This window comes from Neisseria sp. HMSC15G01, from assembly GCF_001808255.1.
Lineage (GTDB): Bacteria > Pseudomonadota > Gammaproteobacteria > Burkholderiales > Neisseriaceae > Neisseria > Neisseria subflava_A.
Genome location: NZ_KV792697.1, coordinates 18,627 through 35,770, shown reverse-complemented (window position 1 = coordinate 35,770; position 17,144 = coordinate 18,627). Strand labels below are relative to the sequence as shown.

Below are 17,144 nucleotides of genomic sequence, written 5' to 3'. Positions count from 1 at the left end.
TGGAAAATTGAAGGACGGGATTATTGGAAATTTCAGCAATTATAAAAATAAACAAACGATACAAGTCGTAGTCTGCCCAAAACTTGAAGGTGGGGCTGAGTTAGACAAGTGATATTTCGCATCATTTGATAAAAGGTCATCTGAAAGCCTGAAAATCGTTTCAGACGACTTTTTATTACGCTTAAAGCCCACGTTTGTGCGTGCCGTATACACTCTACTTACAGGTTTAATGCGGGCTAAGGCTTGCTTACACCCCTTCTAAAAATATTAAAAATTAAAAGCCACAGGAGATTCGAGATGTCGAGAGATATAGGTTTAAGTATAGATTTATCGATGAATAACAAAAAAATTTCTCGTTATGAAATACTGAAATATTTATGGGAGGATGGTTGGCGTTTTCTCGATAATGGACAATTTACTTATTTGCTGCTTGGTAATGACGACTGGGATTGGAATTCGGCCTCTATGTCGGAACAAGAAATTTTTGATTTTTTAAAAATCAAAAGTAATTCGGATGAAGTTATCGGGTTTGTAATGACATGGTCTGATACCAATATCGGTGGAGACGTCTTATTTTTTCCTAACTTTGAATTCTTATTCAGCATTAATATCAATATTAAGGAAATTTATAATAAAATAGTGGATATAAACTGGTATCTAATTAAATTACTGCCTGTTTTTGACAAGAATGGCGTTCTATATAATTCTATTGTCTATAATGAATACAGATAATTGCCGAAAATTTTGAAAAATTAAATGATGAAAAGCTAATTAATACAATTATATAATTGATTTAGTTAATATTTTTAAAAAAGAGCGTTAGGTGTAGGTCGGATTCTCGAATCCGACAGCTTCATGGGAGATTTTGTCGGATACAAGTATCCGACCTACAAATTTTGGATAAGGAAAGGTCGTCTGAAAATTTTTCAGACGACCTTTTCTTCATCAACCTCTACTTTGCTACCACTCTTTCTTTCAAAGTCTTCAACACACTTTTCACTGTCTTAATCCTCATCTCCACATCCTCCATCTGAGCCGTAAACTTCAACTTGTCTGCCCCTGCCAGCCGGTATTTTTTATCCGTCTGAATCAGCAGGATAATTTCTGTCGGGTCGATTTGGTGGTGTTTACCGAAGGTAACGGTGACGGCTTCACTTGTCGCGTCGATGGCGTCTATACCCAATTCTTTTGCGGCGAGCCGTAAGTGGTGGCTTTCGATGAGGGTTTTAACGGGTTGTTCGGGCAGGCCGAAGCGGTCGACCAGTTCTTCATGTATGGCGTTGATTTGCTGCACGGTTTCGCAGACGGCGAGGCGTTTGTAGAGGACGAGGCGCTCGTGGATGTCGGGGCAGTAGTCTTCGGGAAATAAAGCCGGGCTGTGCAGCTTGATTTCAGTGGTAATGCCCAATGGCGCGTCGAGGTCGGGCTGGCGGCCTTTTTTGAGGTCGCGCACGGCTTGTTTGAGCATTTCGGTGTAGAGCGTGAAGCCGACCTGTATCATTTCGCCGGACTGCCCTTCGCCAAGGATTTCACCTGCGCCGCGGATTTCCAAATCCTGCATGGCAAGGGTGAAACCTGCGCCGAGTTCGTCTGCCGCCGCGATGGCATCGAGGCGTTTTTCTGCGTCTTTGGTGATGTATTCGGGCGTGAGCAGGTAGGCATAGGCTTGGTGGTGGCTGCGGCCGACGCGCCCACGAAGCTGGTGCAGTTGCGCCAGCCCGAATTTGTCGGCGCGGTTGATGATGATGGTGTTGGCGTTGGGGATGTCGATGCCGGTTTCGATGATGGTTGAACAGAGCAACACGTTAAATCGTTGCTGCAAAAAGTCGCGCATGACTTGTTCCAGCTCGCGCTCGCGCAGTTGTCCGTGCGCCACGCCGATGCGGGCTTCGGGCAGCAGGGTTTCCAGCCGCTCGCGCATATTCTCAATCGTATCCACTTCATTGTGCAGGAAAAACACTTGTCCGCCGCGTTTGAGTTCGCGCAATACGGCTTCGCGCACGCTGCCTTCGCTGAAGGGTTTGACAAAGGTTTTGACGGCGAGGCGGCGGCTGGGCGCGGTAGTAATCAGTGAGAAGTCGCGCAGACCTTCGAGCGCCATGCTGAGGGTGCGTGGAATCGGTGTGGCGGTCATGGTGAGGATATCGACATTGGCGCGCAGGAGTTTGAGCTGCTCTTTTTGGCGCACGCCGAAACGGTGTTCTTCATCGATAATCACTAAACCTAAGTTTTTGAATTTGATGTCGTCTTGCACCAATTTGTGCGTACCGATAACAATATCGACCGTGCCGTCCGCCATGCCTTCGAGCGCGGCTTTGGTGGCTTTGCTGTTGTTGAAACGCGAAAGGCTAGCGACTTTCACAGGGAAATCGGCGAAACGGTCGGCAAAGTTTTGCGCGTGCTGCTCGACCAGAAGCGTGGTTGGGGCGAGTACGGCGACCTGTTTGCCACCCATCACCGCCACAAATGCGGCGCGCAGGGCAACTTCGGTTTTGCCGAAGCCGACATCGCCGCACACAAGGCGGTCCATCGGCTTCGCCTGTGTCAAATCTTTAATCACGGCGGCAATGGCGGCGGCCTGGTCTTCGGTTTCCTCGTAGCCGAAGCCATCGGCAAACGCCTGATAGTCCAACTCGTTGATTTCAAACTTATGTCCCGATTGGGCGGCGCGTTGGGCGTAGAGGTTGAGCAACTCGGCGGCGGTATCGCGCGCTTTTTCGGCGGCTTTGCGTTTCGCCTTGTTCCACGCGCCACTGCCGAGCTTGTGCAAAGTAACGTTTTCATGCGCCTGACCGGAGTAGCGGCTGATTAAATGCAGCTGCGAAACAGGCACATAAAGCTGCGCTTCGCCCGCATATTCGAGCAACATCATTTCGTTGGTTTCATCGCCCAAGTCCATTGTGACCAAGCCCATATACCGCCCGATGCCGTGTTCTTCGTGCACGACAGGGTCGCCAATATTGATTTCGGCAAGGTCGCGCAACAGGCCGTCTGAAACGGCGGCGTGTTTCTTACGATGATGTTTGCGCGAGCGGGCAACATATTGATAAAGATCGGATTCGGTAATGACCGCGATGTTTTGATCTTCTAATTTAAACCCGTAAGCTAACGGCGCCACTGTAATCATCAGCGGCTCATGCGCCGACAAAAAGCCCTGCCAGTCGGACACGCTTTTGGCTTTTAAGCCGTTTTGCTGCAAGAAGCCGAGCATGGTTTCGCGTCGTCCTAAACTTTCGGCGCACAGCAAAATCCGTCCGTCAAAGGCCGTCTGAAAATCTTTCAATGCCTGCAACGGCTCATCTGCTTGGCGGTTGACGGCCAAGTTTGGCAACGTATGTTCATCACCAAAAATATCCGGCAATACCTGACCATAATTTTTCAGACGGCCTGCAAAGACATCAGAAGAGAGATACAAATGCTGTGGAAGCAAAGGCGGATAGGTTTCGTCGCCCTGCGCCATGGCGTAACGCGATTTGACGTCGCTCCAAAAACGGTTTGCCTCGGCGTGAACGTCGCCCAAAGAGACAAACAGCGCATCTTCGCCGATATAGTCAAACAGCGTTTCCAGCTCGTTTTCAAAAAACAGCGGCAGATAGTATTCCACGCCCGCACCGAAATGGCCGTTGCTGACGGCTTTATATACGGCGGCATCGTTCGGATTGCCATCAACTTCCTCGCGGAAGCGGCTGCGGAAGATTTTTTGCGCCTCGCTGTCGGTGGGGAACTCGTGTGCCGGCAGCAGGCGGATTTCGGAAACGGGAGAAATGGTACGTTGCGTTTCGGTATCGAAGGTTTTAATGCTGTCGATTTCATCGTCAAACAAATCGATGCGGTAGGGCATTTCGCTGCCCATCGGGAACAAATCAACAATGCCGCCGCGCACGGCAAACTCGCCCGCCGCAACAACGTGGGAAACATGGTTATAACCCGCATCTACCAAATCGGTTTTCAGACGACCTATATCCAAAGTCTGCCCCGTTTTCAGCCAAAACGTGCGCCCTGCTAGAAACGGCACAGGTGGCAGCTTCTGCATCGCCGTAGCAACCGGTACGAACAACACGTCCGCCGTGCCGCTTTTAATCTGCCACAATGCCGACAAGCGCTCCGACACCAAATCCTGATGCGGTGAAAAACGCTCGTAAGGCAGCGTTTCCCAGTCAGGTAGGAACACGGCCGTATCGTGTGGACGGAAAAACAGCCAGGCCGTCTGAAGGCGTAGCGCCTGTTCCGCATCTTGGGTCAAGACAACCTTGAGCTGCTTATGCGGCAGATAACGCGCCAAAGCCAAAGGCAGCGAGCCTTGAGACAGATTGAGCCAACGGGATTTTTCACGGGGTTTGGGAATCGGATAGGTCATGATAAAACAGTTTGTAATAAATAAATACAAGCACCATAGGCCGTCTGAAAAATTTTCAGACGGCCTTTAGCGATCAAATCAATTTTCAATTTTACTGGATACAGGTTTAAAAGAATATAAGGCCTTACATTCAGACGGCCACGCCTGCTATTTTTCCAATAAATCCGGTTATCACCAATGCCGCAACGCCCCATATGCACACGCGCAAAACGGCAGGAACGACAGGCGCGCCGCCGAGTTTGGCGGAGGCATAGCCCAGTCCGGCCAGTCCGCACAAAGTGGAAACTGCCAAGGCTGGAACAATGGCGGTAGAAGCCGTCAACGCAACCAGTAAAGGCAAAATTGCGCCTGCACAAAATGAAGCGGCAGAAGCCAGCGCGGCCTGCATGGGTTGGGCGGCAGAGGCTTCGGTAATGCCGATTTCGTCACGTGCATGAGCGGCGAGTGCATCGTGTTCCATCAAGGCTTTGGCCACCTCTGTGGCGAGCGGGTCGGACAAACCGCGGCGGCGGTAAATTTCCGTCAGCTCTTCCAACTCCGCATCAGGATTATTTGCCAATTCGTAGCATTCTTTGTGTAAATCGGCTTTTTCCGTATCCAATTGGCTGGACACGGAAACGTACTCCCCCGCCGCCATTGATACTGCGCCCCCGATAAGCGCCGAAACGCCCGTCAACAGCAGGGTTTGGAAATCAGGCGCGGCAGCGGCTACGCCCGTTAACAGGGAGGCAGTGGAAATCAGGCCGTCATTGGCACCCAATACGCTTGCCCTAAGCCAGTTGTTGCGGTCGCTGAAATGGCGTTCGCTGTGGTATGAATACATATATGCTCCGATAAATTGGCTGTTTCCAGATGATGATAACATTGTATTGTTTTTTGAAATCCATGTCAGTTTATCCCTTCAAATCAAGCATTCTTAAATCTTTCTGCTGCCATTTCAAACCATAAAACCAATATTTCTCTTTGGATTTTTTCAGACGGCCTTAACGTTTTTATAAGCAAATTTATTGTTCCAAGTCATGGCATTATCACAAGGCAGTTTTGTGCTACTTGGTTTATCCGTTTAAAGATGCTATCTTTATGAATCTTTCCACTCCTCAATCCATTGAAAGGATGTATCATGGCCGAAGAAAACAAAATCAAAGTAAACGATTTGCCTGAAGATAAAAAAGAGCAAACCGAAGAAACCGAGCTGCCCGTTATCAACAACGAAGAAAAACGCGGCGGTCATGGCGAAGGCGGTTGCTGCGGCGCATGCGGCGGCTAAATCTTTCCGATAAAGCCTCCGAGGCCGTCTGAAAAGTCTTACTTTTCAGACGGCCTTTTCTTTTCTAAACACTTACAGGTAAATCAATGAAAGGATGTGGGAGAAGAATTTAAACCCAACCGCGTTTGTGCTACATTCACATCTTTACAAACCACAACAATCTGCACACGCAGACACACAAGGAAGAAAAAAATGTTTTGGTATATCGTTGGTTTTTTCGCCCTCATCGTTTCCCTGCTTTCCCTTTGGGTCAATGCCAGCGCATTCGGCATGGAAGAGGATGGCACGCCGCAATCCGAATATGAAAAAATGTTGGGCTTGGGTGCGAAATTGAAAGATAAAGAGACAGCCGCAAAAGAGCGTGAAGCAACGCGCTTTCATCCTGACGATTAAGCCTTATTAACTGGACAATCTTGCCGAACTGGGCTAATGTTCCAAACGCATAATGCACACCAACACAACTATACGAGAAGGTAAGAGAAATGACTGTACGAATCGAACACGATTTATTGGGCGACCGCGAGATCCCTGCTGAAGTATATTGGGGCATCCATACTTTGCGCGCCATTGAAAACTTTAAAATTTCCACACAAAAAATTTCCGACGTACCGCAATTTGTCCGCAGCATGGTCATGGTTAAAAAAGCCACCGCGCAAGCCAACGGCGCATTGGGTGCCATCAAGCCGGAAATCGCGGCCGCCATCGAAAAAGCCTGCGATGAAGTATTGGTCAAAGGCCGCTGCCTCGACCAATTCCCATCCGACGTTTATCAAGGCGGCGCCGGTACTTCGGTCAACATGAATACCAACGAAGTCATTGCCAACCTCGCATTGGAAGTCTTGGGTCACGAAAAAGGCCACTACGACATCGTCAATCCGATGGACCATGTCAACGCCAGCCAATCCACCAACGACGCCTACCCTACCGGCTTCCGCCTTGCCGTGTATTACAGCATCGGCGAATTGCTCGACAAACTGGCCATCCTGAAAAATGCCTTTGCCGCCAAAGCCGAAGAATTTAAAGACGTTTTGAAAATGGGCCGCACCCAGCTTCAAGATGCCGTGCCGATGACTGCCGGCCAAGAGTTTCAATCTTTCCAAGTGTTGCTGGAAGAAGAAATCCTCAACCTCGACCGTACCCGCTCCCTACTGCTTGAAGTCAACCTCGGTGCTACCGCCATCGGTACAGGTGTGAATACACCTAAAGGCTATGCGGCTTTAGTCGTTGAGAAACTTTCCGAAGTCAGCGGCCTGCCTTGCAAACTGACTGAAAACCTGATCGAGGCGACCTCCGACTGCGGCGCATATGTGATGGTACACGGCGCATTGAAACGCACAGCCGTCAAACTGTCCAAAATCTGTAACGACTTGCGCCTGCTCTCTTCCGGTCCGCGCGCCGGTTTGAAAGAAATCAACCTGCCTGAATTACAGGCCGGTTCTTCCATCATGCCTGCCAAAGTCAATCCCGTGATTCCTGAAGTCGTCAACCAAGTCTGCTTCAAAGTCATCGGCAACGACACCACCATCACTTTCGCAGCCGAAGCAGGTCAGTTGCAGCTGAACGTTATGGAGCCGGTAATCGCCCAATGTATGTTTGAAACCATTTCCCTCTTGGGCAATGCCGCGGTCAACCTGTCCGACAAATGCGTCAAAGGCATTACGGTCAACCGCGAAATCTGCGAACACTATGTCTTCAACTCCATCGGTTTGGTCACTTATCTGAACCCATACATCGGCCACCGCAATGGCGACTTGGTCGGCAAAATCTGCGCCCAAACCGGCAAAGGCGTGCGCGAAGTCGTATTGGAGCGCGGTCTGTTGAGCGAAGAAGAACTCAACCGCATCCTCTCTCCTGAAAACCTGATGAATCCTCATCTGTAATCAGGATTTGAAATCAAAGGCCGTCTGAAACTTTAAACGTTTAAAGTTTCAGACGGCCTTTCGCATTGATATTGATTTTTATCGAATTTTTTTGCGAAATTCAGAATTAAAAGATAGCCTGACCGTCAGGTTTGATTTAACATGGTGTTGCCCCAGCCTGTTTCCTCATTAAGGTTATGCCGGTAATGATGCCTCAAAAGGAACCGGATATTGGAATAACATCTTCATTTATTAGGAAAACCAGATGAATCAAATTACACGCGAACAAATGCTGCAAGTATTCGAAAATCGCTGCTCCACCCGTTATTACGATCCCAACAAAAAAATCAGCCAAGAAGATTTTGCAGCGATTCTAGAATTTGCCCGCCTCTCCCCAAGCTCCGTCGGCTCTGAGCCGTGGAAATTCTTGGTGATTCAAAACAAAGCCCTGCGTGAGAAAATCAAGCCTTTCAGCTGGGGGATGCAATCCCAACTGAACGACTGCAGCCATCTGGTGATTATCCTTGCCAAGAAAAATGCCCGTTACGATACCCCGTTCTTCCGCAGTGTTGCCGAACGCAGGGGCCTGCAAGGAGAGCAACTGGAAAAAGCGTTGGCAAGATACAAAAGCTTCCAAGAAACCGACATTAAAATTGCCGACGACCAACGCGCACTATTTGACTGGAGCGGCAAGCAGACCTATATTGCTTTGGCCAATATGCTTACAGGTGCAGCGGCCATCGGTATCGATTCCTGCCCAATCGAGGGCTTCAACTACGACAAAATGAACGAAGTATTGGCAGCAGAAGGCCTGTTTGATGCCAATGAATGGGGCGTATCCGTAGCGGCAACATTCGGCTATCGCGCCAAAGAAATCACCCAAAAATCACGCAAACCGATTGAAGAAATGGTGACTTGGGTCGAATAAGCAGTTTGTATTCTCAGGGCGGCAAATACCGCCCTTTTACTTTTCTAAAAAGAGAAGCAAATTCCGTAACAACAAATACTTCTAAATTTAAAATCTGAAGGCCGTCTGAAACCATGTGTCAGAAATCCTAGATTTCATTTCACACCGTTTCAGACGGCCTGATTTAATACGCTTCTACTTAAAACGATACTTTCAAACTGCCGTAGAAGGCGCGGCCATGTTCGTTGTAAGTTTGTGCTCCGGCAGTTGTGCGGTACAGTTTTTTGTCAAACAGATTGCTGATACCGCCACGGACAGCCACGCGTTTGTTCCAGTTGTAGCCTGCATTGATACCCCAAATACCGTAAGAGCCGACTTGGGTTTGGCTGTGTTCGGAAGACAACGCTGCTACGCCTGCACGAGGATTGCCGTTTTGTTCCAAACGGTTGACTGCCACGCTGCGCGGCTTGGTGCGGCCGTAGTGGGTAAAGGTCAGATTGGCATCGAAGCGTTCGTTCGGCGTCCAAGACAATGTGCTGTTGATGGTATGTTTCGGCACCAAAGACAATGGATTGCCTTGATAATCTTCAGATTTGTGCATATAAGTGAAATTGTTGCTCCACTTGAGTGTGTCATGCAACGGAATCACCAAGTTGCCTTCGATACCTGAAATAGTCGCTTTCGGCGTATTTTCCCATTGCAGGAGCCAGTTGCCAATATTGCTGGTGGCAATGAGCTGGTCGCCGATCACGATTTTATTGCGGTACGCGTTGTGGAAATAAGTCGCCGAAGCCTGCCAGCCGTTTTTGTTGAATTCAAGACCAATCTCTTTATTGATACTGGTTTCAGGTTTCAAATTGCCATTGCCCATGTAGTAGCAGCGGACACTGTTCGGCGCATTGAGCGGACAGCCTTGACCGCGTGTGTACAGGATAAAGTCAGGATTGGTTTGATACAGGTTTGGCGCTTTATACGCACGGGCAATACCGCCTTTGACCAACCAGTTTTCGCCGATTTGATGCGAGAAGTTCAAAGCCGGACTCCAATTTCTGCCGCTGTCGCTGTTGTGGTCGAAACGGATGGCCGGAATCAGATGGGTTTTGTCGGTCAATGAAATATTGTCTTCAACGTATGCCGCCCAGTTGCGTTGAGATGCCTTACCACCGCGCGTTGCGGAGATGCCGTTAAACGCATCGGTTTTGCCTTGGTCTTTAAATCCCTGAGTATTGGAGGCAGGATCGTCCAATTTGCTGTCAGTAAATTCTGCACCAACCGTCAACACGTTATCGACACCAAGTTTGAACGGAATATTCGCTTCGCTGCTGAAGCGCAGGTTTTTCAGACGGCTTTGAACAAAATCCAAGCCTGTATAGCTGCCTTCCGGACCACCGGCCAAACCTTCAGGCAAGTGGCTGTTGATTGTGCGCTCATAACTGATCACGTTTTTAGTATCGCCCCATTCCCATGCGCCGTCATGCGTTAAAGAATAAGCGGAACGGTATAAGCGGGCAGTTTCGGCTTTGCTGTCGGCCAAAGAATTAACCAAAGCAGAACGCGGATTGCTGTTTTGCGTATCGCCGTTGTAGATATTGCCCTGACGGCTGTAACTGCTGTCCAAAATCAGCGTTTGCGCTGGGCTGATTTTCCATTGCAGACGGCCTGCAATGTCTTTATTGCGTACACCTTCAACACCGGCCGCGCTGTCATTGCCGTGTCCGGCATTAATATCGGCAGCATCTGCATCCGTTTTATTCAGGTTGCCATAAATGCGGAAGCCCAAAGTATCTTGGATAATCGGACCGCTCAAATTAAAGCCGATACGGCGGGTTGCGCCCTCTTTGTTGTCTTGCGGCTGATTGGCGTAAAGATTGACTTGGCCTTTAAATTCTTTAGACACTTTTTTGGTAACAATATTGACCACGCCACCCATCGCGCCAGAGCCGTAACGTGTTGCCGCCGGACCGCGCAAGACGGTAATGGATTCAATCTCTTCAACCGGCACCCAGTTACTGTCGCCACGCGTATTGCGTTCACCACGCATACTAATACGCTCGGATTGGCGAGAATTAACCGGCTTGCCGTCAATCAAAATCAATGTATTTTCAGGGCCCATACCGCGCAAGTCGATTTGGCGTTTGTTGCCACGCTGACCCGTCGCCGTATTGCCGGTCAGGTTAACGCCCGGCATAGTGCGGACAAATTCGGAAATATCATTGGCTGCAGGGCGTTTGTCGATGTCGTCTTTAGAAATACGCGATACGCCGAGCGACTGTTGCAACTGCTTCTCGGCAGTAACGTAAACGGTATCGACTTCAGCCTGTTCAACAGCTTTCTCTTCAGCTGCGTGTGAGAATGCACTAATTAACGCCAAAGGCAAAATAGCGAGTGTGAATGTTTTCATTGCATTGTTTCTCTTGGTTTTGTTTGTTTAAAATCAAAATAAAAATTATTCGAGATTTTAAATAACCTTAACAGAGTTTTCAACGCAATTAAGAGTGATTTACAATTAAAAGTTAAATTGTGCTAATAAAAATAACAAATACCAAACAACTAAAAAGGCCGTCTGAACCAGTATGAAACGAAATCCGAGATTCCTATCATACCGTTCAGACGGCCTTATTCAATTTTTAATTATTTGCCTGCTGCTTTTTGCAGAAGAGCATACAATTCGTCTTTGAGTTTGAGTTTGGCTTTTTTCAGCTCTTCAATCTCTTCGGCACCGCTGGTAACAGGGTTGTTAACCAAACCGGTGATTTTATCGTCCAGCTCATTGTGCTCGTCAAACAAACGGGCAAAGTGTGCATCTTCTTGTTTCAATTTAGAAATCAAATCGCGATATTCTGGAAACATTTTGTTTTCCTCTCTTGTTAATTAAATAAAAAAGTACTGCGGTCAAAAACTAGGACGAATCAATCTTTAGCTTCATTATAACAAACACGGGCGTTTTATCCAGTCTTTTTTAAGTCGAAACTGTTTTACATCAAAATTAATAATATCAACATAAGTTAGCGCCAAAATAGAAAGAAACGGCTTTATAGACGGCTTACCGACTTGGGCATACAATCGGGCTTATGCGTTTACACAATGGCCGAACCACCCTATTCCGTCATATCAACGGCATGGACGGACAATTTATCCTGCTTGAAAACCATCCTTCATGGATGCCGGTCAATGATGCCGATTTCAACCATGCCGCCCCCTTGCCCGACGGTTTGGCCGTACACGAAGAATCGTTTTATCCATTTGAAAAAATAGATGCTGCCGAATCGGCAGACAATATCAAAATCTTCAGCGAAGAAGCTCTACGGCTGGAGAAAGAACGATTAAATGCGGTAGCCTTGGTAGAACTGGCAAAAAATCTTAAAGCCGCCCAAGCCGAAGCCGATTTGGTCGCGCTTCTGGAAAAAATGGATTTTCATTTAAAACAAGATGATATTTTCAAATAAACCCTTCAATCTCAGGCCGTCTGAAACCAAACACCCGACACAATTGTTGACAATGCAAGAAAAATAGTTCATCTTGAACCAATTCGCAGCACTCCATCCTATATTTTCAGCCCATCACAAAGGAATCGAGAACATGTTTTCAAAAAGCGTTACCCTCGCACAATATGACCCCGATTTGGCAGCAGCCATCGCCCAAGAAGACAAGCGCCAGCAAGACCACGTCGAGCTGATCGCCTCTGAAAACTACGTCAGCTGTGCCGTCATGGAAGCCCAAGGTTCGCAATTGACCAACAAATACGCTGAAGGCTATCCTGGCAAACGCTACTACGGCGGCTGTGAATACGTTGATATTGTTGAACAATTAGCGATTGACCGCGTAAAAGAACTGTTTGGCGCCGCCTATGCCAACGTTCAACCGCACTCCGGCTCCCAAGCCAACCAAGCCGTGTATGCTTCTGTTTTGAAACCGGGCGACACCATTTTGGGCATGTCTCTGGCACACGGCGGCCACTTGACCCACGGCGCAAGCGTTAACATCTCCGGCAAACTCTACAACGCCATTACTTATGGTTTGGATGAAAACGAAGTTCTCGATTATGCCGAAGTGGAACGCTTGGCTCTTGAACATAAACCTAAAATGATTGTGGCCGGTGCATCTGCCTACGCGTTGCAAATCGACTGGGCAAAATTCCGTGAAATCGCCGATAAAGTCGGTGCATACCTCTTTGTCGATATGGCGCACTACGCCGGTCTGATTGCAGGCGGCGAATATCCTAACCCCGTGCCATTCTGCGACTTCGTAACCACCACCACCCACAAAACCCTGCGCGGCCCTCGCGGCGGTGTGATTTTGTGCCGTGACAATACCCACGAAAAAGCGCTGAACTCTTCCATCTTCCCAAGCCTGCAAGGCGGACCGTTGATGCACGTTATTGCTGCCAAAGCCGTAGCGTTTAAAGAAGCGTTGCAACCTGAGTTCAAACAATACGCAAAACAAGTGAAAATCAATGCTGCCGCTATGGCGGAAGAGTTGGTTAAACGCGGTTTGCGCATCGTTTCCGGCCGTACCGAAAGCCACGTTTTCCTCGTTGACCTGCAACCGATGAAAATCACCGGCAAAGCCGCTGAAGCCGCTTTGGGCAAAGCGCACATTACCGTCAACAAAAACGCCATCCCGAATGATCCGGAAAAACCATTCGTTACTTCCGGCATCCGCATCGGCTCCGCCACCATGACTACACGCGGCTTTAACGAAGCCGATGCGCGCGTATTGGCAAACTTGGTTGCTGACGTATTGGCCAACCCTGAAGACGAAGCCAATCTCGCCAAAGTCCGCGAACAAGTAACTGCTTTGTGCGATAAATATCCGGTTTACGGCGCATAAACATTTCGCCTTGGATAAAATAACAGGCCGTCTGAAACTTCAGACGGCCTTTTTTTATTTCAACTTTTCTTTTAAATTTCAAAACTGTTTGCTTTGCTGACTTTGCGTATCATGCCTGCCGCGACAGTATGGTTAGTGGCTTCGTCAATCAAAATAAACGCGCCTTGTGCATGGTTGTCTTCGTATGCGGCAGCAGCGAGCGGCTGCTGGGTTTTGAAGCTGATGCTGCCGATGTCGTTGAGCTTGAGCGTTTCGGCGGATTCGACCCGGCTGAGGGTATTGACGTCCCAAACGTAGGCAATTTCGCTGATTTTTACGGGCGTGGTTTGGGTCGTGTGTTTCAGCAAATATTTGCGGCGCAGATTGAGCGGAATATCGTCAAACCAGCAAAGCGCGGCTTGAAATTGTTGTTCGGGAACAATGCCGCTGTCGGCTGAAACAATGCTGTTGCCGCGTGAAATATCGATGTCCGTATTCAAAACAACAGTCAACACTTCCCCTGCTTCGGCAGATTCGGTTTTACCGTTGGCATTATAGATTTCGGCAACTTTGGCAACATGGCCGCTGGGTAAAACTTTGACTTCATCGCCCACTTTCAGACGACCCGCTTCCAATCTGCCTTGATAGCCGCGGAAGTCGTCACTGCTGCTGCCGTCTTGGCGCGCCACGCGTTGTACGGGAAAGTGCGCGGCTTGGTCGGCGGCATTTTGACGGTTGACAGGCAGGCTTTCAAGCAAAGGCAAAAGCGGCAAACCTTGATACCACGGGGTTTGGCTGCTGGCATTGACGATATTGTCGCCTTTCAAGGCGCTGATGGGCAGGAAGTGGATTTGTGCTTGGAGGCCGATTTGTTCCGCCAGTTTGCGGTAGGCTTCGGTAATGGCTTGATATTTGGCTTCGTCAAAGTCGAGCAAGTCGAGTTTGTTCACGGCGACGATGATGTTGGGGCAGCCCAAGAGTTTCAGAATTGCGCTGTGGCGTTTGGTTTGGGGCAGGAGGACAGGTTCATTACCTGAAAAATCGACGCGTGTGGCATCAACCAAAATAATGGCGGCATCGGCAGTCGATGCGCCGGTAACCATATTACGCGTGTATTGCTCATGTCCCGGCGTATCGGCAATGATGAATTTGCGTTTGGGCGTGGCGAAATAACGGTAGGCCACGTCAATGGTAATGCCTTGTTCGCGCTCGGCGGCAAGGCCGTCTGTCAGGCTGGCAAAGTCGGGCGTTTCACCGTTTTCGGCAGCACGGTTAAGCTTGTCAATCTGGTCGGTCAGTAAGGTTTTGCTGTCGTAGAGCAGGCGGCCGATGAGGGTGGATTTGCCGTCATCGACACTGCCGGCGGTAATGAAGCGCAAAAGCGGAGCGGAAGCTGCGGTCATGATTCTTTTCCATTTCTCGTGATTTCTCAAACTGACTGCTACTTTAAACAGGCCGTCTGAAAATGGGAAAGAATGTTTGGTTGTTAAAAAAGCTGTTTTCGTTATATCGCGAAGCTATGGGATATTGCCTCACGCCATCTGTTTTCTCCGGGTCGCCAACCAACACACAATCGACCCTAAGCACACCATTCCCGCACCCTGCCAAAACGTCATGGACAAAGGCGCGCTGATCAAAAACGAGGACACTACCGCAGACAATACCGGAATGAAATAAGATGCACCCGCCAATACGGTCAGGTTGCCACGCGAAATACCGATATTCCACACTGCATAGCCCAAGCCCATACAAGACGCGGCGGCAACGGCATAGCCGAGCGATACAGAATCAAAACTCAACGTATCCGCGCCGCTGAGAAAATACTCTATCCACAACAGTATAGACACCAGCGCAAAGAAGAAGCCGACGCTGCTGCCTTCCGCTTTCACGCGCGCCGTCAGCGTACAATATGCCGCCCAAAACACTGCGTCCGCAAATGCCATGATGTAGCCGCCGGGATTGGTGCGGACATTGTGGTAAATACCGGAAACCGACAAACCGACATCGCCGCCCAATACAGTGGCAATCCCTAAAAACGACAGCACAAAGCCGATGACTATCCACCATTTTGACGGCTGTTTGTTGAAATATACCGCCCCGACGATGGTAAACGTCGGCCACAAATAATTGACCATGCCGATTTCCACCGCCTGTCTCGCGTTTTGCGCAAAACCGACCGACAGCGACAAACACAGTTCGCAGCCGACAAAAAACACGCTCGCCCAAAACAGATAGCTGCGGTTGTAATTACGCAAATGCGGCCGGCCGAAAATCAGCCAAATCAATACGGTAGACAGGGTGTACATCATTGCCGCGCCGCCCACTGCCCCCATATGCAGGCTCAAAGAGCGTATCAGAGAAATGACAAAGCTCCACAAAGCAACGGCAAGCAGCCCGATGGCAGTGGCTTGTTTAGAGGAGATGTTTTGAGATAAGAAATGAATCATGGCGTATGTGTTGAAGATGTTATTAGGTTTATCGTAGTTTGAAAATATCGTTTCTACATTAATTATTTTAACGGTTTCAAGGCCGTCTGAAAACGATTGTTTCAGACGGCCTTCTATTTGCAATTAGTCCTAAACATGACTATAATCCGCATCAAATTAGTCAATATTGAGACCAATTTATGAATCAGCTCGATCAACTCGGTATGCGCATCAGCCATATAGACAGCGCATTTGACCAATGGATTAAACAGCAAAACACCAACTACAATACCTTCGCCGTTCTCTACACCTTGGCTACCGAAGGCAGCCGCACTCAAAAATACATAGGCGAAGAATGGAGCCTGCCCAAGCAAACTGTTTCCGGCACATGCAAAACGCTGGCGGAACAAGGCTTGCTGACATTTCACGAAAGCGAACAAGACAAACGCGAACGTTTATTGTCACTGACCGAGCAAGGCAAAGAATCCACTGCACCATTGGTGCAAAACATGCAGGAATTCAGCAAACGAATTTTTACCTCCTTCGGTGAAAAACGTGCAGCCCGACTGTTTACCGATTTGGACGCGTTGGCCGAATTAATGGCGCAAACCCTCAATTCTAAATAAGGAGGGCAACCATGTGGAAAATGTTGAAACACATCGGTCAAACACACCGCCGCAAACTCATCACAACCTTCTCTCTCGTCGGCTTGGATAATCTGCTCTTACTGGTATATCCCGTGTTTGGCGGCTGGGCGATTAATGCAGTTATGGAAGGCAAAGTCTGGCAGGCAATGTTGTATGGTGTGGTGGTTTTATTAATGTGGATAATCGGTGCCGCCCGCAGGATAGCCGATACGCGCACATTTACCCAGATCTATACTGAAATAGCCGTCCCGGTTGTCTTGGAACAGCGCAAACGAGAAGTACCGCATTCCGCCATTACTGCACGCGTCGCCCTATCGCGTGAGTTTGTTAGTTTTTTTGAAGAACACCTTCCCATCGCTGCTACTTCGCTGGTCTCCATCTTCGGTGCATGTATGATGTTGCTGATACTGGAATTTTGGGTGGGCGTATTGGCTGTCGCGATACTTGCCTTGTTTTTATGGTTGCTGCCGCGTTTTGCCGCCATCAGCGAAAACCTATATTTCCGTTTAAACAACCGGCTTGAACGCGACAACCACTTTATCCGCGACGGCAACGAGCATCAGCTCTACCGCCACTATGGCTGGGTTGCCAAACTACGCGTGCTGATTTCCAACCGCGAAGCCTTAGGCTATCTCAGTATCGGCATGGCGATGAGCGTATTGTTCGGCTTCGCCTTTATACACATGACGCTTAAAGGCTATGGCAGCGCCGGCCATATCTATTCCGTCAGCACTTACTTATGGATGTTTGCAATGAGCTTGGACGATGTACCGCGCTTGGTCGAACAATACTCCAATCTAAAAGATATCGGACAACGTGTTGAACTCTCGGAAGAAAACAATCTTTCCAAGGCCGTCTGAAACCTTAACACA

15 protein-coding genes are annotated in these 17,144 nt (G+C 48.8%); 9 read left to right on the top strand and 6 right to left on the bottom strand.

What is annotated here, in order from left to right; all coding sequences use genetic code 11:
- Nucleotides 1-297: 297 nt before the first annotated feature.
- Nucleotides 298-732, top strand: a complete 435-nt coding sequence (locus tag HMPREF3139_RS09195) for a hypothetical protein (protein WP_225905482.1) — start codon at nt 298-300, stop codon at nt 730-732.
- A gap of 220 nt (nt 733-952) precedes the next feature.
- On the opposite strand, the gene mfd is transcribed toward HMPREF3139_RS09195, so the two are convergent.
- Together mfd and HMPREF3139_RS09185 are read right to left on the bottom strand one after the other, a co-directional pair.
- Entirely contained in the window at nt 953-4,357 is a 3,405-nt protein-coding gene (gene mfd, locus HMPREF3139_RS09190) for a transcription-repair coupling factor (protein ID WP_070461938.1), read from the bottom strand.
- A gap of 130 nt (nt 4,358-4,487) precedes the next feature.
- Nucleotides 4,488-5,180: a VIT1/CCC1 transporter family protein gene (locus tag HMPREF3139_RS09185; RefSeq protein ID WP_070461694.1), complete on the bottom strand. Its 693-nt coding sequence runs from the start codon at nt 5,178-5,180 to the stop codon at nt 4,488-4,490.
- A 297-nt stretch (nt 5,181-5,477) separates the two neighbouring features.
- Here HMPREF3139_RS09185 and HMPREF3139_RS11070 point away from each other — a divergent pair, with 297 nt between their 5' ends.
- The 4 genes from HMPREF3139_RS11070 to HMPREF3139_RS09170 all read left to right on the top strand — a co-directional run bounded on the left by HMPREF3139_RS11070 (nt 5,478) and on the right by HMPREF3139_RS09170 (nt 8,411).
- Entirely contained in the window at nt 5,478-5,624 is a 147-nt protein-coding gene (locus tag HMPREF3139_RS11070) for a hypothetical protein (protein WP_049336812.1), read from the top strand.
- Between the two features lie 192 nt (nt 5,625-5,816).
- Nucleotides 5,817-6,017, top strand: coding sequence for a hypothetical protein (locus tag HMPREF3139_RS09180; RefSeq protein ID WP_070461692.1), 201 nt, complete (start codon nt 5,817-5,819; stop codon nt 6,015-6,017).
- An 89-nt stretch (nt 6,018-6,106) separates the two neighbouring features.
- Nucleotides 6,107-7,504, top strand: coding sequence for an aspartate ammonia-lyase (gene aspA / locus HMPREF3139_RS09175; protein ID WP_070461690.1), 1,398 nt, complete (start codon nt 6,107-6,109; stop codon nt 7,502-7,504).
- A 244-nt stretch (nt 7,505-7,748) separates the two neighbouring features.
- Nucleotides 7,749-8,411, top strand: coding sequence for an NAD(P)H-dependent oxidoreductase (locus tag HMPREF3139_RS09170; RefSeq protein WP_070461688.1), 663 nt, complete (start codon nt 7,749-7,751; stop codon nt 8,409-8,411).
- A 178-nt stretch (nt 8,412-8,589) separates the two neighbouring features.
- Here HMPREF3139_RS09170 and HMPREF3139_RS09165 read toward each other — a convergent pair whose 3' ends face one another.
- The gene (locus HMPREF3139_RS09165) at nt 8,590-10,791 is read right to left on the bottom strand and encodes a FepA family TonB-dependent siderophore receptor (protein ID WP_070461685.1); all 2,202 of its coding nucleotides are present in this window, start codon (nt 10,789-10,791) and stop codon (nt 8,590-8,592) included.
- A gap of 230 nt (nt 10,792-11,021) precedes the next feature.
- Nucleotides 11,022-11,240 (bottom strand): HP1242/YdcH family protein, encoded by a 219-nt coding sequence (locus tag HMPREF3139_RS09160; RefSeq protein WP_003685475.1) that lies wholly within the window; start codon nt 11,238-11,240, stop codon nt 11,022-11,024.
- 221 nt (nt 11,241-11,461) lie between these two features.
- Between HMPREF3139_RS09160 and HMPREF3139_RS09155 the strand changes: the two genes are divergently transcribed.
- The gene (locus tag HMPREF3139_RS09155) at nt 11,462-11,836 is read left to right on the top strand and encodes a hypothetical protein (RefSeq protein ID WP_070461683.1); all 375 of its coding nucleotides are present in this window, start codon (nt 11,462-11,464) and stop codon (nt 11,834-11,836) included.
- A gap of 133 nt (nt 11,837-11,969) precedes the next feature.
- Complete coding sequence (gene glyA, locus HMPREF3139_RS09150) at nt 11,970-13,220, top strand: serine hydroxymethyltransferase (protein WP_070461681.1); 1,251 nt, start codon at nt 11,970-11,972, stop codon at nt 13,218-13,220.
- A 71-nt stretch (nt 13,221-13,291) separates the two neighbouring features.
- On the opposite strand, the gene HMPREF3139_RS09145 is transcribed toward glyA, so the two are convergent.
- Nucleotides 13,292-14,602, bottom strand: a complete 1,311-nt coding sequence (locus HMPREF3139_RS09145) for a sulfate adenylyltransferase subunit 1 (RefSeq protein ID WP_070461679.1) — start codon at nt 14,600-14,602, stop codon at nt 13,292-13,294.
- Nucleotides 14,603-14,731: 129 nt separating this feature from the next.
- Entirely contained in the window at nt 14,732-15,646 is a 915-nt protein-coding gene (yddG, locus tag HMPREF3139_RS09140) for an aromatic amino acid DMT transporter YddG (RefSeq protein WP_070461936.1), read from the bottom strand.
- A gap of 179 nt (nt 15,647-15,825) precedes the next feature.
- Here yddG and HMPREF3139_RS09135 point away from each other — a divergent pair, with 179 nt between their 5' ends.
- Both HMPREF3139_RS09135 and HMPREF3139_RS09130 read left to right on the top strand, forming a co-directional pair.
- Entirely contained in the window at nt 15,826-16,251 is a 426-nt protein-coding gene (locus tag HMPREF3139_RS09135; RefSeq protein WP_070461676.1) for a MarR family winged helix-turn-helix transcriptional regulator, read from the top strand.
- An 11-nt stretch (nt 16,252-16,262) separates the two neighbouring features.
- A complete protein-coding gene (locus HMPREF3139_RS09130) occupies nt 16,263-17,132 on the top strand; it encodes an ABC transporter six-transmembrane domain-containing protein (RefSeq protein WP_070461674.1) in 870 nt (289 codons plus the stop codon).
- The last annotated feature ends 12 nt before the right edge of the window (nt 17,133-17,144 follow it).